Source organism: Mesobacillus sp. MER 48 (genome assembly GCF_023714225.1).
Lineage (GTDB): Bacteria > Bacillota > Bacilli > Bacillales > Cytobacillaceae > Mesobacillus > Mesobacillus oceanisediminis_A.
In genome coordinates this window covers 71,087-92,983 of sequence record NZ_JAMAUR010000002.1, presented here as the reverse complement: position 1 = coordinate 92,983, position 21,897 = coordinate 71,087, and the positions used below count along the sequence as shown (strand labels likewise).

Sequence of the window (21,897 nt, the reverse complement as noted above, 5' to 3'; positions counted from 1 at the left end):
CCTTTAAGTCCGATAGCTTGCGTTAATTTTCACATAATCATATGAAAGGTCACAGCCCCATGCCATTCCTTTGCCTTCACCTAGATGGAGATCCACGAAAATTTCCACCTTGTCATTCATCAAATACTTTCTTGCGATTTCTTCGTCGAAAGCAATCGGTGTACTATCCTTCAGCATGATGATGTCACCAAGCGAAATGTCCACGGTATTCGAATTTACGGTTGCCTGGCTCTGGCCGATCGCCCCAATAATCCTTCCCCAGTTGGCATCTGCACCGTATACCGCGGTCTTGACAAGGTTTGATCCGGCTATTTGCTTGCAAATTATCCGTGCCTCTTCATCAGACAATGCACCGGATACGGATATTTCAATCAGTTTTGTCGCTCCTTCCCCATCCCTGGCAATTTGTTTTGCAAGGCTGGCACAGCTTTCTTTTAACAGTTCAATAAAAACCGGCCATTCTGGATGCTCACGATTCAGCAGTTGATTTCCAGCAGCTCCGTTTGCCATTACAAGTACCATGTCATTTGTCGAGGTATCGCCATCGACAGTGATCTGATTAAATGTTGTATTGGTTACTTCTTTTAGCGCGTATGTCAGGTCTGCACTTGATATATTCGCATCAGTCGTTAAAAACCCGAGCATCGTGGCCATATTCGGATGAATCATGCCTGAACCTTTTGCTGCTCCTCCCACCGAAACGGTTTTTCCATCGATCAAGGCACAATGACAAGAGTGCTTCTGGACAAGATCGGTTGTCAGAATCGCCGTCTGGAAGTCCTTAATATCTTCGGAATCATTCCCGACTGCAAGCTTTGCGATTCCCGCTTCAATTTTTTCCATTTGCAAGAATTCACCTATGACTCCCGTGGAGGCTACAGCTACATGATGTTCAGGAATCCCTAATTTTGCCGCTGTCAGCGCCCTCATCTTCAGTGCATCCTTATATCCCTGTTCGCCTGTACAAGCATTCGCGCATGCACTGTTGACGACGACGGCCTGAAGAACTCCATCGCTGGCAATGCTCTCCTGTGTAACAACCAGCGGAGCAGCCTGAAAATGACTTGTTGTATAAACCGCAGCACAGCTTGCTGGTGCCTCACTAACAATCATTCCTAAATCAAGCTTGTTATAGCGCAATCCAGCATGAACTCCGCCGCACTTGAATCCCTTTGGAGTCAAGATCCCGCCCTCCGGGATTTCTTTGATCAACTTCTGGTCTGTCAAAGCCTGGTACATATAATCCTCCTTTATGGATACAGGGGCATCATTTCAAGACCCGCTGTTTCATCTAATCCAAACATTATATTGGCGTTCTGGACAGCCTGCCCTGCAGCGCCTTTCATTAAATTATCAATGACCGAAACAATCGTCAGCCTTCCAGTCCGGCTGTCTGCATGCAATCCGATATCGCAGTAATTAGAACCTTTAACTTCTTTCACGGCCGGAAAGATTCCTTCCTTCCTGACTCTTACAAAAGGGTGCCGAGAATAAGTTTCCTCATACAAATCCAGCAATCTCGAAGTATCCCAATCTTCCTTAAGGTTCACATACATGGTCGTCATGATCCCTCTCGTTACCGGAATGAGGTGGGTGCTGAAGGTTATTTTCACCCCATCACCATTCCAAAAACTTACCTGTTGTTCAATTTCCGGAATATGCTGATGCTCGTTCACTTTATAAATTTTGAAATTTTCATTCAACTCAGCATACAAGGTGCCCAGGGAAGGCGACCTTCCTGCCCCCGATACGCCAGACTTTGCATCAATGATTATACTATTTGGATCAATTACTTTTTCCTTCAAGACCGGCGCGAGGCCGAGAAGCGCTGCTGTTGGATAGCAGCCTGGATTGGCAAGAATGCTTGCATGCACAATTTCCTCTCTGTTCCATTCGCTTAGGCCATACACTGCTTCGGCCAGAATCGAATTGTCTACTGGTTTATGCTTATACCAGTTTCTATAAGTATTGGATTCTTTTAATCTCAGGTCTCCGGACAGGTCGATGACTTTGATGTTTTTATTAAAAAAGTTTTCGACAAGTTCTCCGGAAACTTTCGATGGTGTTGCCAGGAAGACAATGTCTGATTCATCAACGATTTTTTCCGGATCAATGCTGGTGAGGACTTTATCAAAGATGCCTGTCAAATGGGGATACTCTGCAGAAACAGGCTTTTCATCCCGTGTTGTATGTACTGAATGAATAGTGAAAGATGGATGATTGTTGAGTATACGGATCAGCTCCCCGCCCCCATAACCTGTCGTTCCGATAATAGCTGCCTTCACGTTTTTCCTCCTTTCACGATATGCATAAATAAACATATTTATTTATAATTATTAGTAAAGTTCTTTTTATTATAAAAACTAAACTATAAAAAGGCAACTAAATTATTAAAAATATGTGAACATTTCACAATTAGATTGATGATTTTGTATGCTTTACAATATAATTATATTAATATCAGATACGGACGGGTGTATAAACTCCCTTAATAAGGTGGTAATCACATGTTGACGGCTGCAACCTTGTCACCAAATATGAATAAGCTGTTTGAAAAAGTTCATAGAATTAAAAATATCGATAAAGGAAGCTTCCTTTTTGAAGAGGGAAATACTGCGAATGAGTTATACATTATCCAGAGCGGGAAATTCCAGGTCAGCAAAATGATCCCAGATGGGCGCGAGCTTACGATCAGAATGTGCTCTGCCGGTGAGTTGGTTGGAGAATTGACATTGTTCAGTCCGGAATCGCAGCATATATTGAACGTCAGGGCTTCTGAAAGCGGGAGTGTTGCGGTTATTCAAAAGGACCGGCTCGAGGACGAAATCGCAAAAGATAGCGGATTGGCACTGGAACTCGTTAAATGGCTTTCCCTGCAGCACCGCAAATCGCAAACCAGGTTCAGGGATTTGGTCCTTCACGGAAAGAAAGGTGCATTGTACTCTACCCTGATCCGTTTGGTGAACAGTTTCGGTGTAAAAACCGAAGACGGCATGAAAATTGATGTATCCTTGACAAATCAGGAACTCGCAAACTTCTGCGGCACATCGCGTGAAGTTGTAAACCGGTTATTGAGCGAGCTCAGGAAACAGGATATCATCTCTATCGACAAAGGATATATAACCATACATGCACTTCATCGCCTGAAACGGGAAATCGACTGCGAGAATTGCCCGATTGAAATATGCAATATTGAATAAGAAAAGCGCAAGCGCCTATCCTATCAGGACCGACAAGCGCTGGAAGGCCTGACAGGCTAGGCGATAGATCTGGACATTTAGCGAGTTTTCGATTTATATAGAGAAATTTTCAATTTAAATAGTGAGTGTTTTCAATTTTTATAGCGACTTTTCGATTTTTATAGCGACTTTCAATTTTATATAGCGAGTTTTCAATTTATATAGCGACTTTCAATTTTATATAGCGACTTTCAATTTTATATAGCGACTTTCAATTTTATATAGCGAGTTTTCAATTTATATAGCGACTTTCAATTTTATATAGCGACTTTTCGATTTATATAGCGACTTTCCAATTTTATAGCTTGAAATGAAATTTATATATTCTCTTATCTCTTAAAGAAAAGCCGCCAGATTTCTGGCGGCTTTCTTTATTTTTTATTGAATTGCGAAAAGCATGATGATGAAAAACAATGCTGCGTTTATGATTTCATATATTCCAACCTTCATGACGCTAAGTGGCTTGCCGTAAAATGCGACGGCTCTGATCAGGCTTGGTACTGCAGCAACGGCGACAATGACTTCTCCGGCTGCCAGCCACAAAACCGGGACCAGCAAATGATAAGTCCAGGATATCCACTTGAATTGACTGTTTTTCTTTTCCCGGATCATCGTTTTCACATAGAAAGTACTTCCTGTGAAAAATAGTATACTTGAAGCAAAAACGAGAACACCGTGCTGATTGATTTCTGCAGCAGGCAGATAACTGCTTGCAAGGCCAGCGATGGAAAAAACAATGATCGCGCTTAGATCATTCATCAGTGCCCTGTCTTTATTTTTGGCCGAGAAATAGGCATTAAGGACGAAAAATGGAATCATCGCAAACCCAAAGAACACAATGGATGGTGTCGTGAATAACGGGACCATTAAGAATACTAAGGATGGGATGATATAGATTAGCGCCCATTTGCGATAAAACGGGATTTTCTTTTTTTTGAACATCAACAGAAGCGGATATGTTCCCAAATATAGTAATAGCCACCCAATAAAAAACGGGATATGCTGCCAGACGATTTCACTTGCCGCTGCTCCAAGCCAGAAAGGGATGATCAACATCGCCCAGGCTCCATGCTGTTTTGGCATAAATAATTTCATGAATAAACACTCCCTTTTGGTTCCTGCTTTAACTATAAAACAGCCGGAGGATTACATAAGTGAAACTCATCACATTTTGCCACCCCTGTTTGCAACTGACACCGAACTGTCAAAAAAGAGCCACTAAAATAAAATAAGCTGCACACAATTGGTTGTATTCGATAACCAATTGTGTGCAGTCAAGAGTTCATCCTCTTTTCTCAACCTGAAGCTTGAGATAGATTTTCTTCAAATATTGATGCGGCTTCAAAAGATAATAAATTTCCTTTGTGAATGCCAGACTTAACAGGAACAAGAACACAACGACAAAATGGATCTTTGAGAGAATGGAAATCTCCAGGATTAAGCTTATGTCTGGCTGCAGCTGTGCGAGACTGATCAGCCATCGGAACAATAGGAGCGGTTCATCAGCCATGCTGCTCGAAAGCACTATGGCAATCCCGGTCGCTGTACTCGCAGCCATCATTACTTTTACCACCATCAGCAGAAGCTTCCCTGCTGTTGAGCGTGCCTCCTCATCCCTTGATGAATCATATCGCCAGACCAGGCCCATCCCAACTATGGCAACTACCGTATAAGGGTAGACAATCCATAAAAACATCTGCAGCATTTCCACTGCTTTCACCTCACAAAAATTACACAATCATCGGACTCCATTTAACATTCTAACCGTGCAAGTGTGAAGTGACAGTGATAAAAGTCGCCCATCCAGCTAAATTCGACATAAAAATAGGTGGAAAGACGAACTTTCCACCTAAACTTGCTCGAGAATATAATCAAGAACCCAATTCACTCCCCTGTCATCTTCCATTTGAAAGACAGGGCAGGCACAATCTTTCAATAGATTGGCCAGATTCGGGTCACGATAAAAAACCACCTTGATATTTGCAAGAACTTTCAATAATTCTAAATCTGCTTCGTTCCTTAGAATGACCGCTTTTGGATAAGCCTCGCGTTTGTAGCCTTCTATCAGGATGACATCTGTCTTGAAGCAGGATAAAACCTCTATTTCTTCAGCCAGGGACCATTGCCGATTCTCCGCGTGAAGGACGAGCCTGCCTCCACCTTCGACAAGGGAGACAACTGCTCCTGCGCCCATATGGCGGCCTGAATCCTTTTCCTCCGCGATATCCGGCTTTCCACCGTGGCCATGGTGTTTGATCGTAGCAACCTCCAGGCCAGCTGCAGAAAGCTGCTGAATCAGGTTAAGGCTCAGTGTCGTCTTCCCGCTGTTCTGATATCCTGCCACCTGGAACAGTACCGGTTTTACCAAGGCCAGTCACTGCCAACATGGTCCTCTAGCATCAGGACCTCGACCTCAGTTCCTTCTTCGAAACCTCTTGTTCCTCCCGGAAGAATCATAAGTGAATTAGCACCCGCTAAGCTCATGATAATATTCGACTTATCAAGACCGCTCGGTGTAACTGCCAGCTTTCCGTTTTCGATTGTCAAGGCACTCCTGACAAATCTTGTGAATGGATTTGCCTTAGGGAAATTGGCATCCAAAATCGCCTTTTCCTTCCTTAGATGCGGCTTATCGGTAAACAGCATTGTTCTGATGATCGGCCGGGCGAATAGCTCAAATCCTACATAGCAGGCAGATGGGTTTCCAGACAGGCCAAACAGCAGCTTGCCATCCAGCTGGGCAACCGTCGACACGCTTCCCGGACGCATCGCTACTTTATTGAACAGGACTTCCGCTCCAAGCTTTGCATAAATTTCCGGCAGGTAGTCATAGTCCCCTACGGAAACTCCCCCGGTTGTAATGAATAAATCCACTTCCTCAATCGCTTTGCTTACTGCATCAAAGCAGGTGTCAAAGTCATCAGGCAGCTGACCGAAATATTTAACTTCAGCTCCCGCCCGGAGAATCTGAGCGGAAATCATATATGAATTGCTGTTGCGGATTTTTCCCGGTTCAAGCGGCTCATGGACATCAAGCAGTTCAGTGCCGGTTGCATAAAGGCCTATCACCGGTTTTTTCGCAACAGGGACCTGAGCATAGCCAAAAGTCGCCAGCATCGCCTGGATACCAGGATTGATGAACGTGCCTTTTTTGACAAGCACTTCCCCTTCCTTTGCATCCTCGCCGCGATAGGAAACATTGTCTCCTTTATTATGCTTGCGTTTCGTTTCCATATATTTCTTTCCATCACGCTCGATTTCCTTTACTAATTCAAGCATGACCACAGCATCGGCGCCAACTGGCATTTGGGCCCCAGTCATGATCCTTACAGCCTGGAAAGGTCCCAGTTCCTTATCCGTAAGCATTCCTGCCCCAATATGGTCCACCACTTCAAATTCGACTGACTGGTTTTGGGAAGCTTCCGCTGAATCGACTGACCTTATTGCATAGCCATCGTAGGGTGCTCTGTCAAAATGCGGAACATCACTTGTGGCTTTCAGATCCTCTGATAAATAGCGCCCATAACTCTCATTGATTGAAACATATTCGATAGAGCCACTCTTTTTGTGCTCCATTACTCTCTTAACTGCCTCTCCGATTGGGATAGGATTCCTTCGCTCTAACATATAATCAGCTCCTATTGCAGGCTTCTCTTGATTGATTACCCTTTTCATTATAAGAGTAATGTAAAAATGAATACATAACAAACCTCACAGTATTCTCTCATAAAAACTTTTAAAAATATGTAGATTTTTTGTGAAGTGTGATACACATCACCAAGTAGTAATTACATTTGCTTTATGCTGAGTATGTAAACAGTATACATTTTTTATTGGAGGTTTTTTTAATGAAAATGCCTTTTGAACAACATTCACTAGTTAAAGATATTGTCAATATATTCCCTCAATCCAGTGATTTATTCAAGAGAAACAGACTCGACTTTTGCTGTGGCGGCAACCGTCCGCTATCAGAAGCCGCGTTGGAGCAGAACCTTGACGTTCCTGAATTGATGAATCAGCTGGAAGAACTTTACAAAAAACATAATGGCACAGCCGAAAACATGGAGGTATGGACCGATACAGATTCTGAAGAATTGATCGAGCATATCAAGAATAAATACCACCGTGAGCTTGAGGAAGAACTGAAAATGCTAAGCCCATATGTAACCAAAGTAGCGAAAGTCCATGGTGAACGCCACGATGAACTGTTAAAAGTAAATGAACTTTTTTATGAATTAAAAAAGGAGCTCTTAGAGCATACAGCCAAAGAGGAAGCCACAGTGTTCCCGCTGCTTCTGGAACTTGAAAGTGCTGATGTTGAAAAGCGGGCTGGAATCATTGCCGAAATCGAAGAATTAGAGAAAGAACATGATCATGCAGGCTCAATATTGAAACAATTACGCGAGATTACTGAAGATTTCAATCCGCCAATCGATGCATGCGGAACATACCGTTTAGTTTACAAGCGGCTTGAAGCCCTGGAGTCACACACATTCATGCATGTACATCTTGAGAATAATATTCTATTCCCGAGATTTATTGCATAAAAGGAAAATCGCAGGCCTCAGTAAAAAAATGACCCCTTTTTCTCAAGATGGGGTCATTTTTTGGTTGGTCTATAATGCACCTGAAAACAGTCTGGCGAAGGATTCCTTCGTTCTTTCCCAGAGTCCTCGTTTATGATATTGGACAGCACTGATTTTCTCTGAATCTTCGAGGTCCGCTTCATAATGTGCTACAAGATCTCTGATTGAACTCGTTCCAAGCAGGAAGACGTTCACTTCAAAGTTAAGATGGAAACTCCTCATGTCCATATTGGCCGTCCCAATCGAAGCGATATTCCCATCGACAATGATGACCTTTTGGTGCAGGAACCCCTTTTTATAGGAGTAAATCTCTGCCCCATTCCGCAGCAGTTCAGAAAAGTATGATCGGCTGGCATATTGTGTCAGATAGCTGTCATTGATTTCCGGAACCATGATCCTTACTTCTATTCCTTTGGCTGCAGCCACTCTCAATGCTGTCCTTATCGCTTCATCAGGAACAAAATAAGGAGTGGCAATCCAAATCGACTTAGTTGCGCAGGACATCATCGTGTAGTAAAAATCACTCATGATTCCTTGCTGTGTGTCCGGCCCGCTTGGCACTACCTGAATCGCACCATCCAGCTCATCGCTCTCATGCGGCTTTTTTTCGGCTATATAGTTCCCAAGTACCCTTTCACCGCTCACATATTCCCAATCAAGCAGGAAGACATTGTGGAGGGTATAGACAGCCTCTCCTGTCAGCACCATATGGGTATCGCGCCAAAAACCGATTTTCTCATCTTCACCGAGGTATTCTACGCCTACATTCAATCCGCCGACAAATCCGATTTCCCCGTCAATGATGACAATCTTCCTGTGATTCCGAAAATTGAATTTCTGATTGAAGAACCCGTATTTGAGCGGAGAGAACGGCGCAGCTTTAACGCCTGCCTCCTGCATGTCCTTAAGGTCCGTGGCGGCAATCTTCATGCTGCCGGCAGCATCGAACATGAATAAAACCTCAACACCCTGCCTGGCTTTTTCTATCAGGATGTCAATTATTTCCCTGCCAAGCCGGTCAGACCTGAAAATATAGTATTCCATATGGATGAACTTTTCTGCTTCCTTCAATTTCTTTTTTAATTCAGAAAAAGTCTCTTCCCCATTTTTAAGGATTTTTGCCCTTGAGTCGGTCGTAATCGGAGTCAACGCTGAATTCTTTGCATATTTTGCGAAGCAAAACTGATTTTCAATCAAGAAAGAAAGATCCCTCGACTCTTCATTCCTCATCAGCTTTTCCCATTGGTCACGATCCCTGGTACGCTTGCTTTTATACAGATACCCTTTTAAATACAGCTGTCCTGAAAATAGGTAAAAGAAATACCCGGCGACAGGAAATAACAGCATTACATACATCCACATCAGCGTATGCTGTGCGGAACGGTTCTCGAGCATCAACGAAAAGATGCTGACAAACAGGATAAGGGAGTAAACGGTGATCGCTGCAATCTTAATTGCCTGGCTGTACCCAGTAAAAAAGACAATATAAAAACACACCATTAAAATAAATACAAATAAAAATTCAATTCTTCTTTTTAGCATTCGGCAGTCTCCAACAAATTTTATCGTAGATTCATGTATACCCATAAACCTTTTGGTTGGAAACATAGTATGCCCAAAATCCAGAAGCCTCTGTTTTCCTTTGGATAAAAAACTCCAGAGGAACAGAAAAAGACCCCCGAAGGAGTCTTTAGCCGCCAATATAGGACATTTCGATTTTCTTTCTGTTCGCGACGGTTTCAGCTGTACGTTCATCTGAATAACGGTCCGTTCTGTGATTCCAGATATTTGTGATTCGTTCACGAAGCTCGTCATCGGTTGCACCGGCACGCATGAAGTCACGGATATCATGACCATTGCCATTGAAAAGGCAGGTGAACACCTGGCCATTCGCTGATAAACGTGATCTTGTACAGCTGGAGCAGAAGGACTCAGAAACTGAGGAAATAAAGCCGACGTTGATATCCGTACCTTTGTATCGGTATTTTTTAGCGACCTCGCCAAAGTAATCAGGATCTACGGGTTCCAATTCATAGTGCTGACTCAGCATGTCATGGATTTGCTTTTTCGTGATGACGTCGTCCATCTTCCAGCCATTAGTGCTGCCCACATCCATGAATTCAATATATCGGAGCTCCAGTCCTTCCTTTTTACAGAATTCTGCCATCGGAAGAATTTCGGAATCATTCAGGCCTTTCTTGACGACCATGTTGATTTTAACGCCCAACCCGGCCTTTTTTGCCGATTCGATTCCCTTGAGTACTGGCCCTACCCCTACATTGCGGCCATTGATTTCGCCGAACAGCTCATCCTTTAAGCTATCCAGACTGATATTCACGCGCTTCAACCCTGCTGCATACAGCTCTTCGGCATATTTAGGGAGCATCACGCCATTGGTAGTCAATGCGATATCCTTAAGCCCTTCAATCTGGTTGAGCTTCTTGACAAGGATCGGCAAGTCTTTCCGCATCAATGGCTCGCCGCCTGTGAGCCTGATTTTTTCAACACCCAGATCTATGAACAATTTGGCCACACGTTCGATTTCTTCATATGACAAAAGCTCACTTTTAGGCAAGAATGCAAAGTCTGGTCCAAAAATCTCGGCAGGCATGCAATACTGACACCGGAAATTACAGCGATCTATAACAGAAATACGCAAATCGCGGAGCGGTCTATTTAATTGGTCTTTAATTATGCTTTTTACCATCTGTGTCAACTCCAATTATAGAAGTTTTGATTATTGACATTGTAACAGCTATAGTAATGGTTCACTGTTAATATTCTCACAGTAACATCAATAGTCCTCTATTTAAAATAGTAGCTTTTACCCTTATGTCTATATTACAACATAAAAACTGGCAGGATAGTGTTTTTATCAGAAAATGTCATTATGTTGTCATATTATCTAAAATAGAAGGCTGCATCAAGGATTTGATGCAGCCTTCTTAAGGTTATTTCTTTTTTATAGGTAGCTCACTGAATATGCCGACATAGTTCTTGATTTCTCCGGCTTCATTTTTTAAAGGACTTATTGTAAGCCATTCAGGATAGATGTTTCCGTTCTTCTTTTTGTTCCAGATTTCTCCCTGCCAGAATCCATTCTCCTCAATGGATTTCCACATCTCCTTGTAAAAAGCCTCCCCATGCTTTCCTGACCTCAGGACTCTTGGGTTTCTCCCAATGACTTCCTCAGCTTTATATCCCGTTACATTCGTGAAAGATTGGTTAACCTTTTCAATCATGCCTTTCACATCCGTGATCATGATTCCCTCTGCAGTATGGTCGATGATATTTTTAGCAAGGCTCAATTTATCCTGATAGTACATCCAGATGACGATGATCAGGCTCGCAAGTGCAACCTGCGACAAAGCCATGAAACCAATGGCATAATGCCCTGTCAGGTTGAACAGGAAGGCCAGCATAAGCGGCGGGAAGAAGCCTCCCAATCCACCCATCGCTGATACTATACCATTCACGATCCCCGCCTGTTTTGAAAAATAAAGCGGCACTAGTTTGAAGACGGTACCATTGCCAATCCCCGCACTGATTGCTACCGTAAGACAGCCAATCGTATAAAGGGTCAGGGAAGGTGTGAAAGACAGCAGTATTCCTGAAATGGTCATGCCTGCAAAGACAATCATCAAGATGATGAATGAGTTGAATTTATCACCAAGCCAGCCGCCAATCGGCCTGAAGAATGTAGCAAGGGCAATGAATCCTGCTGTCCTGATTCCGGCATCTACCTTATCGAGCTCAAAATGTGACACAAGGAAATTCGGCAGGTAGATCGTAAAAGCTACAAATGATCCAAATGTTAAGAAGTAAAACAGACTCAATGCCCAGAGTTTCTGGTTCTTGTATACACTTTTAATTTGATCCCCCAGTGGTGTAGGAACTTTGGGTTCATTTTTGTCACCAAGGAAAAAGTTAAGCAATGCAAATGCCAGTAAAAGCACCAGGTAAAGCTGGACTGTTGACTGCCAGCCAATCTGCGATGCAATGACCGGTGCCGAAAAAGTCGTGACCGCAGTTCCGAGATTGCCTACCCCATAAATTCCGTTCACAAATCCATGGCGTTCTTTTGGATAGTATTTCGGGAGGGATGTCACACCGACAGAAAAAATTGCACCACCTATACCGACCAGCAAGCCGCCGATCAGCAGGTCAATAAAAGAATCTGCCAGACTGATGAAATACACCGGAAACAACAGGAATGCGAAGCTGACAAAGAACAGTTTTCGTGCTCCATATTTGTTTGTCCAGTATCCAATCGGTATCCTCATAACGGAACCCAGGACAACAGGAATGGCAGTCGCCATCGCGATTTGATTTGCTGTAAGCTTTATATCCTCTTTAATGAACGGCATTAATGCGGATAAAATAACCCACACCATAAAACCTGCAACCAGACTGAGCGTTTGAAGCGGCAGCTGATTTTTTTGTGTTCGCATGATTCTTCCCCCTCCTAGTTTTCAGGCGATTATTGCTTGATAAATAAATCGTAGAAAAATACATGGCCTTATGATGTGAAGAACTTCACTCCTATTTCTTTGTTCAATAAACTGTCACAGTTGACTTCTAACATCGGAATCAACTTACTTTTTTTATCGATATAATATACCTATAGCAACTTTGTTTCGAAAATGTGAACAAAACGAAGAGAGAATGTGACGGGATTTTGACAATTCCCCATGCGTTATTTAGTTAACACTATCCAGATGTTATTATTGTCTCAATAACGAAAAGCCACGGAAGCTTATATTCTAAAAAAGGGTGATGACCATGCCAAACACAACGAAAGTGACTCATTCAATAGAAATTAAAGAATTGCTCCAGTTTGCAGACAGGACATTCAAGGTTAAGAAGGGCACATACTTGTTCCAGGAAGGCATGGAGGCAGAGGAGCTTTATTTGATTCTTGGCGGAAAGGTGCAGATTAGCAAGGTTACCCAGGATGGGCGCGAACTTGCGTTAAGGATTTGCGGAGAAAATGATCTATGCGGGGAATTGACCCTGTTTACCGAGGCACCAAAATATTTGCTTAGCGCATTGATCCTGGAGGATGCAACCATTTCCGCAATCAGGAAAGATGTCATCGAAAAGGAGATTTTTCAAAATCCATCACTCGCATTCGAATTCATGAAATGGATGAGCGACCATTTCCGCAAAACACAGACTAAATTCCGTGATTTAGTACTTAACGGAAAAAAGGGAGCGCTATTCTCTACATTGATCAGGATGACGAACAGCTATGGTATCCATAAAGATACCGGCATTCTGATTGACCTTCCATTAACAAATCAGGAACTGGCCAATTTCTGCGGCACATCACGTGAAAGTACAAACAGGATTCTGAATGACTTGAAACGCGAAGGAATCATCTCCATTAAAAAAGGGAAAATCCTGATCCATGATGTAGATTACTTACGCAAGGAAATCGGCTGTGAAAATTGTCCGGCGGTTTTCTGTTCAATCGACTAATATAAAAAGCGAGTGAAGCCCAGCTTCACTCGCTTTTCTATTATGAGGCAGCCCTTTTATAAGCGGAGCTGCTTTTTATCTTTCCTTTTCCCTGCTTTGTTAGCTTTCCTGCTTTTGTTTTCTCAGCGCTTTAGGAATATACACGCAGAACGGTTCGCTCTCCAGGTAATCTCCTGTCATGGCATATGCCCGAGAACGCGAACCTCCGCATACATGCCTGAACTCGCAAACACCACATTTCCCTTTGTATTCATCAGGATTCCTCAGTGACTTGAATACGGGAGATTCCCTGTAAATTTCAGCAAGAGGCTGTTCCCGGACATTCCCTGCTTTAACCGGTAGCAATCCGCTCGGGTACACATCTCCAATATGGGATATGAATACAAACCCATTTCCATCGTTAACACCTTTTGGAGCCCGGCCGAGACCATCGATGGATCCCGTCAACCCCTCATTTGTCAGGGCCGTCAAGTAGTTGATTTCGTCTGTATGATCCCTGGCTTCACGCATTTTTTGCTGGATGACAACCCGGCGGTAGTGCTGGGCAGCTGTAGTTTTTATGTCAAACTTCACCCGTTTGCTTAAATCATAAAGCCATTGGAACACTTTTTCATGCTCCACAGGTGAAATCATGTCCTTTTCCTGGCCGCGTCCTGTCGGGACAAGGAAAAATACACTCCACAGGACACATTCCAGATCTTCAACCATTTTTGCCATTTCATCTAAATACTCTATATTATATCGGGAAATGACGGTATTGATCTGTATCGGAATTTCGAGCTCGTGCAGATATTTTATTCTTTCCATCGTTAAATCAAAGGAACCGGCTGTTCCCCTGAAGTGGTCGTGAACTTCTGCTGTTGGTCCGTCGATACTGAAGGCCCATCGCGATAGACCGACCGCCTTTGCCTTTTCGATCGCTTCCTTGGTTACATTCGGTGTCGCACTAGGTGTCATCGATACACGGACACCCTTTTTTACAGCGTACTCGGCGATATCAAAAACGTCCTCCCTCATTAAAGGGTCTCCGCCTGTGAACACGAGCATCGGATTATTCATTTCGTATATTTGGTCAATCAGCGCTTTTCCCTCTTCGAAAGACAGTTCACGAGGATCTCTTCTATATTGTGCCTCCGCACGGCAGTGCAGGCATTTCAACTGGCAGGCTCTTGTAAGTTCCCAAATCACAATGAATGGGTCTTTGTTAAAATCTCTATCAAACATATTGGCGCCTCCTTAAGTACTTCTCTATACAAGAAGTATATAAGTGTTTCCAACATGTTTAAGTGAACTAACTCACATAAATTATGGCCAATCGTTTTTTTCTATGACAATTTTGTGACCTTTGTTTTCAGGACAAATAAAAACAGCAGGAGATTTCCTGCTGTCAGATGAAAGAAAAATCAAGGGCTGCTTTTATCTTGCGGACTAAATGGTCTGATGAACCAGCTGGTCTAATGCAACCATTTCTAACTTTTGATCACGAGGGATTGGATTGTTCTTGGAATGTATCTTTATCACATTTAGCGTTATATGTATCTATTTTAAAAGAGACTTACGGTTAGTTCCACACTAAGTTGAGGAATCCTGTTGATTGGAGTGGAAGGCGCGTAGACTCCTGTGGGATCAGACGGACAGGTGAGACCCCGCAGACGCCAACGGCGGCGAGGAGGCTCAGCGCCGGCCCCGCGGAAAGCGAAGCGCCTGGAACGGTAATCAAAAGCCCCATTCCAGCACAAACAAAAAAACTGTAGACAAGCTCGAATTCCATCGAGTTTGTCTACAGTCTGACAGCAAGAAATTTTCCTGTTGTTTCAAAAGGCTGATTAATCCCTTACCCCAAGGGCAATTTTCGCGTAACGTGACATCATGTCTTTTGACCATGGCGGATTGAAAACAATGTTCACTTCTGTATCTTTGACTTCTGGAAGGTCGGCAAGTGCTAATTTTACCTGTTCGACGATTGTGCCGGCAAGCGGGCAGCCCATTGACGTCAGGGTCATCGTTACAGTTGCAAGCCCTTCTTCATTCAAATCAACATCATATACAAGCCCTAAATTCACGATATCTACGCCAAGTTCAGGGTCAACGACCATCTCAAGCGCACCCATAATGCTCTCTTTTAATTCTTCATCCATCGGTGAACACTCCTTTATTAATGCTGTACCTGTTTCTATCATAACAATGATTCATTCCCATTAAAAGCGGAAGGTATTAGATATGCTTTGCAAACCACTCTGCTGAAGCCTCTACACCAGCGTTTGACACATTGTGCCCAGCATGTTCATCCGTAATGAACTCCAACATTCCTTTTGTTCCCACATAGTTTTTCCTGGTTTGCTCATAAAAATGATAGGCCGATTCATATGGTACTACTGGATCCATCCTGCCATGCCAGAACAACAGAGGACGTTTGTTCAGTTTTTCCGGCTGCTGGCTGAGGTCATACTGCTTCAGCTGATTGAGCAGTTCTGAAATTTCTTCTTTCGATAAATTGATATTTACATTCCGTTTTTCCATTTCATTCAGCTGCCACAGAGCAAACTGCTCAAATGACGGATTGCCCATTAAACTCACGCCGGCCTTGATCCAGTCATACTTAGCCATCGCGCCTAGCGTGGTGATGCCGCCCATCGATGTTCCGGCTACGCCAATCCTCGAAGGATAAACTAGTCCTTCATCGACCAATTCTGTTCTGATTGATGAAAGCTCTTCGATAGAAGTTATGACGATTTCCCAGAAACGGAAGCCAAGTTCTGTCTCTGACAATCCCTCACTGCGGGTTCCATGGTATTTTGCTTCTGGCATGATCACCCTAAAACCTTTTTCGGCATAGAGATAGGCATAATGCATGTTTCGTTCCTTTTTGCTTGTAAAACCATGCAGAAAAACAATCAATGGCATTTTATCTGAAAATTGACTTTGTTTTGCGATATGAAGAACGGGAATATCTTGAATGCGTTTCTTTTCGACTAAAATCACTGTTAAACCCTCCAAATTATGCGAACAGACAATAAATTTTACCGCGCTTTAAAGTATGTTATATGATTTTTTTACAATTTAAATGTAAAATGGTTACCATAGTGGTTATAAGAAGAAATTCACTACCATCCAAATATGTATTGTAGAACTCTTATGAAAAAAGAGCCAATCATACGCATAGGATTTAAAAAACAGAGATAAGAAGGAGTATTTATGGCTGAAAAACATTTAATCGCTTTAGACCTGGACGGTACATTACTTACAGATGATAAAAAGATTTCTGAACGAAACAAACGAGTCATCAAAAAAGCACGTGAAGAAGGACATGTAGTTATGATCGCTACAGGTAGACCATTCCGTTCGAGTGAAATGTATTACCATGAACTGCAGCTGGACACACCAATCGTCAATTTCAATGGAGCTTTCATTCACCATCCGCTTGACAACAGCTGGGGTGTACATCATTCCCCTTTATCGATCGATGTTGCCAAGGACATTGTCGAAGCACTCGATGACTTTAAATTTTATAACATCATCGCCGAAGTGATCGATGATGTATATGTCCATTATCATGATGAAAAATTGATGGATATCTTCAATTTAGGCAACCCAAATATAACAACCGGTGATTTAAGACGGTACCTAAAGGCATCTCCGACAAGTATGCTGATCCATTCTGACGAGGAGGATGTCCGCAAGATCCGTGCTCACCTTTCTGAGGTCCATGCAGAAGTGATTGATCACAGAAGCTGGGCAGCACCATTCCATGTCGTGGAAATTGTCAAAAATGGCTTGAATAAAGCTGTCGGGTTAAAAAAGGCCTCTGATTATTTCCAAATTCCTGCTGAGCGGATCATTGCATTCGGCGATGAAGACAATGATTTAGAGATGCTGGAATATGCAGGACGGGGAATCGCGATGGGCAATGCCGTGGCCGATGTAAAAAATATCGCCAACGATATGACCCTGACAAATGAGGAAGACGGAATTGGTGTGTATTTGAACGATCTGCTTAATCTGAAAGCACTATAAAATAACAAGAAGTGATTTGTCCGATAGGAATGAGTTCTATCGGACTTTTTTGCATGTTTTCCTGTTGCGTATGTCCAATTGGAGGCCTCTATCGGACACTTTTCCTTTCCTCACGCTTCTGTTTGTCCGATAGAAGGGCTCTATCGGTCACTTTTTCTTTCCTTACACTCCTGTTTGTCCGATAGGAGGGCTCTATCGGTCACTTTCCCTTTCCTCACGCTTCGGTTTATCCGATAGATAGGCTGTATCGGTCACTTTTCCTTTCCTTCCGTTTCTGTTTGTCCGACAAAGTTGCTGTACAGAAAAAATTCAATCATAAATGTCTGAACCTGCCAAATCGAACCTGGTTCGTTCCCGATTGTTTTTCCACTAAAAGAGCATACTATGACTGAAGCAGCCAGATTGACTGTTTCAAAATTCGCTCGTAGATGGAGGGGTAAAACGATGGGTAAAGGCAATAAATCCAAGCGTTTTGTACAGCAAGGGGTAGATTCTGTCTCCAAGCATTCTCAAAGAATCCCTTACCACACCACGTATGCCGAAGCTGAAGCTCAAAAGATGGCGAATGTCAGAGAGTCCTCTTTAGGGGGAATTTAGATGGGAAACAGGCTTTTTCAGGAAGCTAGGAAGGCTGTCCAATTAGCTCAGACTGCGGAGCCTGCGGAACAATCTGCAGCCATCAGCAAGGCGAAAAATGCTCTTTCTTCCGCATATGCCAATACAACGATGGCGGAAAAAGAGCAGCTAAGGTCATTCCAGGACGAGCTGAATTCAATTGAAAACCAGTAACAGCAAAGCTGGCGGGATTCCCGCCAGCTTTTGCTTTGATTTATTTATTTTGGTTGAATCTTTCGAGCAGGACTGGATAAGTGTGGATAATTTCACCCTCCTTACTGCGTTCGTAAAGATTGAGGATGAGCGATCCGTTTTTAGGCAGCTTATTTTCAGGAATTGTTACATCAAGCGAAAAAGGGTGCCATTTCGGGTATTTTGATTGTGGGACAACTTCTGTTTCAGCAATTAACTGGTTGTGTCCATCCTCGACAGTATAGAAGAATTTCCCGCCGATTGGCCTCGCTTCGCCTGATATTTTATACGAGCCCCTTCCTCCGGCAGCTTGTATACCTTTAAAGACAGGATTTTCGCCTGGAATGTACATTTGCTTTTGATCGGTCAACTGTTGTTTGTCTGTGACAGGTTTTCCGTTGACGCTTACTGATTTCAACTGTGCATTAACTGTATATTCTCCTTCTTTGACCCTTGTTCCCGCCTTTTTATAATCCCAGCTTTCCCTCCATTTCATTGTCTCGTGCGGTTTTAGCGCCAGTTTTTCAAACGCCTGGGCAAATGCCTTGTCCTCAGAAAATTGATAGACTTTATTCCTTTGGCCATCCATTACGATGATTTCATATTTCTGGGAGGTAGGAAATTCAAATACCAAATCTCCATCTCCATTGTTTTGCAGAGTCAGTTCAAATACAGCATGTTCGGCCCCGGCGATTGGGTCAATGTAAAAACTGAACTCCGATTTTTCTGGTGTCTGCTTTTTCTGCCCGATCGCCAGTGCCGGTGCAGCGGCCATCAAAAGCAAAATGATCAACAAACTGCTTTTCTTCATCTCAAACCCCCGTTCAACTTTTATTCACGCCTGAAAAATCCAAAGATCCCGGCTGTCTCCACAATATTGGTGAAAGCATGAGGATCGACTTCCTTGATGATATGTTCAAGGTCATACAATTCATACCTTGTAACAACAATGATCAGCATTTCTTTCTGTTCGCCGGAGAAAGCCCCTTTCGCAGGAAGCAAAGTGATACCGCGGACAAGCTTGTCATGGATGGCTTTCTTTAATTCATCCGATTTCTTGGTGACGATCATCGCTGTCAATTTTTCATGGCGGGTATGGATCGCATCGATCACTCGGGTCGACACATAGAGAGCCACAAGAGTGTAGAGCGCATTTTCCCAGCCGAAGATGTAACCAGCAGTCATTATAATGATGCCATTCAATGTAAAGAAATATGTACCAACCGGGCGATCATTCATGCGGGATAGTACCATTGCAATAATGTCCATGCCGCCAGTCGAAGCGCCCCATTTTAATGTCAGCCCAACGCCCAGCGCAGCAATGACTCCTCCAAAAACTGCATTCAGCAGGATATCACCTGATACTTCTTTAACCGGAAGGATTTCAAGAAAGATTGATGAAAGCAATACTGAAATGAAGCTATAGAAGGTAAATGATTTCCCTACCTTTTTCCATCCAAGGATGGTCACCGGAATATTTAGCAGTAAAAGAAGGATTCCTGTAGAAATATTAAATGGCGCAAATTCACCAAGTATGCTTGAAACGAGCTGGGCAATACCGGTAAAGCCGCTTGCGTAGACATTTGCCGGGATTAAGAAGAAATTCAGTGACAATGCATTTAAGAATGCACCGATCACCACGATGAAGATTTTTTTCGTTTCCAACCAGACCATGTAAATCCCCCTTATTCTTTTCTATTCTTCCTCTACCCCTATTTTGCCGAAAATCACTACATTTAATTGTCTTTTTCCCATATTCCCGATAAACTATTAACATATAAAGGTTGAAAGCAGGTGAAAGTCATGTCAGTAAAAATCTTGGCTGACAGTGCATGTGATTTGCCATTGGATTTTTATGAAGAAAATGGCGCTATTTTATTCCCGTTAAAAGTCCATATTGATGGGACAGAATATGAAGATTTAAGAACAATCCAGCCAAAACAGGTATATGATGCAATACGTGCTGGCAATCTTCCTAAAACCTCACAGGCTTCCCCTGCTGGTTTTAAAGAAGTTTTTACAGAAATGGCCGAAAATAAACAAGAAGGTATATACATAGCGTTCTCCTCTGAGTTATCTGGTACATACCAAACAGCGGTAATGATTTCCGAACAGGTCAAAGAAGAATATCCTGATTTCAACTTGTCGGTGATTGATACAAAATGTGCTTCCCTTGGACAAGGCCTAGTTGTCATGGAGGCAGTCCGCATGGCAAAGGAAAACTACTCTAAGGAGGAAATTGTTAAAGCGGTGCAATTCCATAGCGAGCATATGGAACATCTATTTTCCGTTGATGACCTCGACCACCTTGCAAAGGGCGGGCGTGTGTCCAAAGCATCTGCGTTTGTCGGCGGGCTTTTGAATATTAAACCATTGCTTAATGTTGAAGACGGCAAATTAGTTCCGCTGGAAAAAATCCGCGGCAAGAAGAAGCTTTTGCGCAGGATTATCGAAGTGATGAAGGAGCGCGGAGTGGCTTTTGAGGAACAGGTAGTTGGCATCAGCCATGCCGATGACCTCGAAACAGCGACTGAGATGAAGAATATGATCATTGAGGAACTTCATGCAAAAGATGTCTATATTACTTCGATTGGTGCCGCCGTTGGCTCCCATACAGGTCCAGGCACAATCGCCATTTTCTTTTTAAATAAACAGCCATCTTAACTACATACTCCTTTCAGGTTTTAGGAAAAATAAAATGTACCTAACCTGAAAGGAGTTTTTATTATGCCGCATACATCCGATAACGATAAAAAAGCAAAGGACAATAATGCCCTTCGCCATGAAAAAAATATGATGCGTGAAAAGAACAGGAAGGCTGGCAAAAACGAATATTCCAAGAAGACAGATCACTTGTAAAAAAAATAGAGCCAGCCGGCTCTATTTTTCTTTTTTATATGTCCAATTTTCTTCCTGGTACACCTTGTCTTCTTTCATTAGTCTGCCAAGTGCGCGTTTGAAGGAGCCTTTGCTCATGCCGAAGCGTTCCTGGATATCCTCAGCCATGCTCTTGTCATGGTAAGGCATTGCTCCATTCCGCAGATCAAGGTACGCCATTATTTTCTCGGCATCCTCATCAAGTGCCTCCTGCTTGCGTGGCAGCAGGGAGATATTGACGGAACCGTCCGGCTTCACATCGATGATCCGGCCTTCGACTTTCTCGCCAATCCGCGGCTCTGTCCGGCGCTGTGATTCATGGATAAAGCCTTTATATCCTTCAGCAGTGATCATCCAGCTGCCGACCCTTGCCGTACGGTATACATAGCCATGTACATTTTTATTGAAAGCACTTCTGTTCGCTGCAACAGAGATTTCCTGGATGACAGGGTCTGTAGCCATCCGCGCGTAAATCATATTATTGCGATTTACACGGAGCGTAATATAAAGAAGGTCCCCTTTTTGAGGCCAAACCGATTTAACAACTGGCAAGTCCTCCTCACCCAGCAAAATATCCTTCCTAATGCCAATGTCCAGGAATACTCCGATTCCTTCCTTCACATCGACAACGGATACCCACTCATATTGTCCCACTTGCACTTTCGGAATGGTGGTCGTCGCAGCCAGCCTGCCTCTTGATTCTACAAACAGGAAAACCTCGACCTTGTCCCCTTCTTCAAAGGTCCGGTCGGTATCATTGGAGTGGAGCAAGACATCTTCTTCTCCATCTGTTAAAAAATAACCGTAATCCACGATTCTTGCTACGGTCAATTCCTGAATCTGACCTGTATATTCATTCAAGGACATAAAAATTCCCTCCTGCCTTGTTATTA

General features: G+C 43.1%; 23 protein-coding genes. 8 read left to right on the top strand and 15 right to left on the bottom strand.

Features of this window, described 5'->3' with window-relative positions; translation table 11 throughout:
• Positions 1–3: 3 nt before the first annotated feature.
• Both argJ and argC read right to left on the bottom strand, forming a co-directional pair.
• Complete coding sequence (argJ, locus tag M3593_RS06715) at positions 4–1,239, bottom strand: bifunctional ornithine acetyltransferase/N-acetylglutamate synthase (protein ID WP_251544133.1); 1,236 nt, start codon at positions 1,237–1,239, stop codon at positions 4–6.
• Positions 1,240–1,250: 11 nt separating this feature from the next.
• Complete coding sequence (argC, locus tag M3593_RS06710) at positions 1,251–2,285, bottom strand: N-acetyl-gamma-glutamyl-phosphate reductase (protein WP_144474530.1); 1,035 nt, start codon at positions 2,283–2,285, stop codon at positions 1,251–1,253.
• A 222-nt stretch (positions 2,286–2,507) separates the two neighbouring features.
• Between argC and M3593_RS06705 the strand changes: the two genes are divergently transcribed.
• Complete coding sequence (locus tag M3593_RS06705; RefSeq protein WP_251544135.1) at positions 2,508–3,200, top strand: Crp/Fnr family transcriptional regulator; 693 nt, start codon at positions 2,508–2,510, stop codon at positions 3,198–3,200.
• Between the two features lie 417 nt (positions 3,201–3,617).
• Here the strand turns inward: M3593_RS06705 and M3593_RS06700 are convergent, their stop codons facing one another.
• From M3593_RS06700 to M3593_RS06685, 4 genes are all read right to left on the bottom strand, one after another.
• Positions 3,618–4,334: a YwiC-like family protein gene (locus M3593_RS06700; RefSeq protein WP_144474529.1), complete on the bottom strand. Its 717-nt coding sequence runs from the start codon at positions 4,332–4,334 to the stop codon at positions 3,618–3,620.
• Positions 4,335–4,521: 187 nt separating this feature from the next.
• A complete protein-coding gene (locus M3593_RS06695; RefSeq protein WP_251544228.1) occupies positions 4,522–4,944 on the bottom strand; it encodes a respiratory nitrate reductase subunit gamma in 423 nt (140 codons plus the stop codon).
• A gap of 144 nt (positions 4,945–5,088) precedes the next feature.
• Positions 5,089–5,607: a molybdopterin-guanine dinucleotide biosynthesis protein B gene (mobB, locus tag M3593_RS06690; protein WP_251544137.1), complete on the bottom strand. Its 519-nt coding sequence runs from the start codon at positions 5,605–5,607 to the stop codon at positions 5,089–5,091.
• Positions 5,601–6,866: a molybdopterin molybdotransferase MoeA gene (locus M3593_RS06685; RefSeq protein WP_251544139.1), complete on the bottom strand. Its 1,266-nt coding sequence runs from the start codon at positions 6,864–6,866 to the stop codon at positions 5,601–5,603. Before M3593_RS06685 ends, mobB begins: the two co-directional genes overlap by 7 nt.
• 221 nt (positions 6,867–7,087) lie before the next feature.
• On the opposite strand from M3593_RS06685, the gene ric reads away from it, so the two are divergent.
• On the top strand, positions 7,088–7,786 hold the full coding sequence (ric, locus tag M3593_RS06680; RefSeq protein ID WP_144474525.1) for an iron-sulfur cluster repair di-iron protein: 699 nt from the start codon (positions 7,088–7,090) through the stop codon (positions 7,784–7,786).
• 69 nt (positions 7,787–7,855) lie between these two features.
• On the opposite strand, the gene cls is transcribed toward ric, so the two are convergent.
• From cls to M3593_RS06665, 3 genes are all read right to left on the bottom strand, one after another.
• On the bottom strand, positions 7,856–9,367 hold the full coding sequence (gene cls, locus M3593_RS06675; RefSeq protein ID WP_251544141.1) for a cardiolipin synthase: 1,512 nt from the start codon (positions 9,365–9,367) through the stop codon (positions 7,856–7,858).
• A 148-nt stretch (positions 9,368–9,515) separates the two neighbouring features.
• Positions 9,516–10,532 (bottom strand): GTP 3',8-cyclase MoaA, encoded by a 1,017-nt coding sequence (gene moaA, locus M3593_RS06670; RefSeq protein WP_251544143.1) that lies wholly within the window; start codon positions 10,530–10,532, stop codon positions 9,516–9,518.
• Positions 10,533–10,776: 244 nt separating this feature from the next.
• Complete coding sequence (locus tag M3593_RS06665) at positions 10,777–12,276, bottom strand: nitrate/nitrite transporter (protein ID WP_144474522.1); 1,500 nt, start codon at positions 12,274–12,276, stop codon at positions 10,777–10,779.
• A 331-nt stretch (positions 12,277–12,607) separates the two neighbouring features.
• Here M3593_RS06665 and M3593_RS06660 point away from each other — a divergent pair, with 331 nt between their 5' ends.
• Positions 12,608–13,306 (top strand): Crp/Fnr family transcriptional regulator, encoded by a 699-nt coding sequence (locus M3593_RS06660; protein ID WP_144474521.1) that lies wholly within the window; start codon positions 12,608–12,610, stop codon positions 13,304–13,306.
• Between the two features lie 99 nt (positions 13,307–13,405).
• Here the strand turns inward: M3593_RS06660 and M3593_RS06655 are convergent, their stop codons facing one another.
• The 3 genes from M3593_RS06655 to M3593_RS06645 all read right to left on the bottom strand — a co-directional run bounded on the left by M3593_RS06655 (position 13,406) and on the right by M3593_RS06645 (position 16,288).
• Positions 13,406–14,530, bottom strand: coding sequence for a TIGR04053 family radical SAM/SPASM domain-containing protein (locus tag M3593_RS06655; protein WP_251544145.1), 1,125 nt, complete (start codon positions 14,528–14,530; stop codon positions 13,406–13,408).
• A 602-nt stretch (positions 14,531–15,132) separates the two neighbouring features.
• On the bottom strand, positions 15,133–15,444 hold the full coding sequence (locus M3593_RS06650) for a metal-sulfur cluster assembly factor (RefSeq protein ID WP_079508061.1): 312 nt from the start codon (positions 15,442–15,444) through the stop codon (positions 15,133–15,135).
• 76 nt (positions 15,445–15,520) lie between these two features.
• On the bottom strand, positions 15,521–16,288 hold the full coding sequence (locus tag M3593_RS06645) for a prolyl oligopeptidase family serine peptidase (protein WP_251544147.1): 768 nt from the start codon (positions 16,286–16,288) through the stop codon (positions 15,521–15,523).
• A 213-nt stretch (positions 16,289–16,501) separates the two neighbouring features.
• On the opposite strand from M3593_RS06645, the gene M3593_RS06640 reads away from it, so the two are divergent.
• The 3 genes from M3593_RS06640 to M3593_RS06630 all read left to right on the top strand — a co-directional run bounded on the left by M3593_RS06640 (position 16,502) and on the right by M3593_RS06630 (position 18,109).
• Complete coding sequence (locus M3593_RS06640) at positions 16,502–17,320, top strand: Cof-type HAD-IIB family hydrolase (RefSeq protein WP_144474518.1); 819 nt, start codon at positions 16,502–16,504, stop codon at positions 17,318–17,320.
• A gap of 444 nt (positions 17,321–17,764) precedes the next feature.
• Positions 17,765–17,917 carry a hypothetical protein gene (locus M3593_RS06635; RefSeq protein WP_186326628.1) on the top strand — a complete coding sequence of 51 codons (153 nt, stop codon included), beginning with the start codon at positions 17,765–17,767 and terminating at the stop codon, positions 17,915–17,917.
• Positions 17,918–18,109 carry a DUF3813 domain-containing protein gene (locus M3593_RS06630; RefSeq protein WP_144474517.1) on the top strand — a complete coding sequence of 64 codons (192 nt, stop codon included), beginning with the start codon at positions 17,918–17,920 and terminating at the stop codon, positions 18,107–18,109. It abuts the gene before it with no gap.
• A 40-nt stretch (positions 18,110–18,149) separates the two neighbouring features.
• Here M3593_RS06630 and M3593_RS06625 read toward each other — a convergent pair whose 3' ends face one another.
• Together M3593_RS06625 and M3593_RS06620 are read right to left on the bottom strand one after the other, a co-directional pair.
• A complete protein-coding gene (locus tag M3593_RS06625; RefSeq protein ID WP_251544149.1) occupies positions 18,150–18,938 on the bottom strand; it encodes a BsuPI-related putative proteinase inhibitor in 789 nt (262 codons plus the stop codon).
• Positions 18,939–18,958: 20 nt separating this feature from the next.
• Entirely contained in the window at positions 18,959–19,801 is an 843-nt protein-coding gene (locus M3593_RS06620) for a YitT family protein (protein ID WP_144474515.1), read from the bottom strand.
• A gap of 129 nt (positions 19,802–19,930) precedes the next feature.
• On the opposite strand from M3593_RS06620, the gene M3593_RS06615 reads away from it, so the two are divergent.
• Complete coding sequence (locus tag M3593_RS06615; RefSeq protein ID WP_144474514.1) at positions 19,931–20,791, top strand: DegV family protein; 861 nt, start codon at positions 19,931–19,933, stop codon at positions 20,789–20,791.
• A 63-nt stretch (positions 20,792–20,854) separates the two neighbouring features.
• The gene (locus M3593_RS06610) at positions 20,855–20,986 is read left to right on the top strand and encodes a DUF3941 domain-containing protein (RefSeq protein WP_125478228.1); all 132 of its coding nucleotides are present in this window, start codon (positions 20,855–20,857) and stop codon (positions 20,984–20,986) included.
• Positions 20,987–21,007: 21 nt separating this feature from the next.
• Here M3593_RS06610 and M3593_RS06605 read toward each other — a convergent pair whose 3' ends face one another.
• Positions 21,008–21,871, bottom strand: a complete 864-nt coding sequence (locus tag M3593_RS06605) for a CvfB family protein (RefSeq protein WP_251544151.1) — start codon at positions 21,869–21,871, stop codon at positions 21,008–21,010.
• Positions 21,872–21,897 lie beyond the last annotated feature (26 nt).

Excerpts from the sequence above, each read along its gene's own strand:
- M3593_RS06610 (WP_125478228.1), top strand. The coding sequence starts at position 20,855 with ATGCCGCATACATCCGATAACGATAAAAAAGCAAAGGACAATAATGCC.
- cls (WP_251544141.1), bottom strand. The coding sequence starts at position 9,367 with ATGCTAAAAAGAAGAATTGAATTTTTATTTGTATTTATTTTAATGGTG.
- M3593_RS06620 (WP_144474515.1), bottom strand. The coding sequence starts at position 19,801 with ATGGTCTGGTTGGAAACGAAAAAAATCTTCATCGTGGTGATCGGTGCA.
- M3593_RS06635 (WP_186326628.1), top strand. The coding sequence starts at position 17,765 with ATGGGTAAAGGCAATAAATCCAAGCGTTTTGTACAGCAAGGGGTAGAT.
- M3593_RS06625 (WP_251544149.1), bottom strand. The coding sequence starts at position 18,938 with ATGAAGAAAAGCAGTTTGTTGATCATTTTGCTTTTGATGGCCGCTGCA.
- M3593_RS06605 (WP_251544151.1), bottom strand. The coding sequence starts at position 21,871 with ATGTCCTTGAATGAATATACAGGTCAGATTCAGGAATTGACCGTAGCA.
- M3593_RS06650 (WP_079508061.1), bottom strand. The coding sequence starts at position 15,444 with ATGGATGAAGAATTAAAAGAGAGCATTATGGGTGCGCTTGAGATGGTC.
- M3593_RS06700 (WP_144474529.1), bottom strand. The coding sequence starts at position 4,334 with ATGAAATTATTTATGCCAAAACAGCATGGAGCCTGGGCGATGTTGATC.
- moaA (WP_251544143.1), bottom strand. The coding sequence starts at position 10,532 with ATGGTAAAAAGCATAATTAAAGACCAATTAAATAGACCGCTCCGCGAT.
- M3593_RS06655 (WP_251544145.1), bottom strand. The coding sequence starts at position 14,530 with ATGTTTGATAGAGATTTTAACAAAGACCCATTCATTGTGATTTGGGAA.
- M3593_RS06705 (WP_251544135.1), top strand. The coding sequence starts at position 2,508 with ATGTTGACGGCTGCAACCTTGTCACCAAATATGAATAAGCTGTTTGAA.
- M3593_RS06640 (WP_144474518.1), top strand. The coding sequence starts at position 16,502 with ATGGCTGAAAAACATTTAATCGCTTTAGACCTGGACGGTACATTACTT.
- M3593_RS06615 (WP_144474514.1), top strand. The coding sequence starts at position 19,931 with ATGTCAGTAAAAATCTTGGCTGACAGTGCATGTGATTTGCCATTGGAT.
- argJ (WP_251544133.1), bottom strand. The coding sequence starts at position 1,239 with ATGTACCAGGCTTTGACAGACCAGAAGTTGATCAAAGAAATCCCGGAG.
- M3593_RS06660 (WP_144474521.1), top strand. The coding sequence starts at position 12,608 with ATGCCAAACACAACGAAAGTGACTCATTCAATAGAAATTAAAGAATTG.
- M3593_RS06695 (WP_251544228.1), bottom strand. The coding sequence starts at position 4,944 with ATGCTGCAGATGTTTTTATGGATTGTCTACCCTTATACGGTAGTTGCC.
- M3593_RS06665 (WP_144474522.1), bottom strand. The coding sequence starts at position 12,276 with ATGCGAACACAAAAAAATCAGCTGCCGCTTCAAACGCTCAGTCTGGTT.
- ric (WP_144474525.1), top strand. The coding sequence starts at position 7,088 with ATGAAAATGCCTTTTGAACAACATTCACTAGTTAAAGATATTGTCAAT.
- M3593_RS06630 (WP_144474517.1), top strand. The coding sequence starts at position 17,918 with ATGGGAAACAGGCTTTTTCAGGAAGCTAGGAAGGCTGTCCAATTAGCT.
- M3593_RS06685 (WP_251544139.1), bottom strand. The coding sequence starts at position 6,866 with ATGTTAGAGCGAAGGAATCCTATCCCAATCGGAGAGGCAGTTAAGAGA.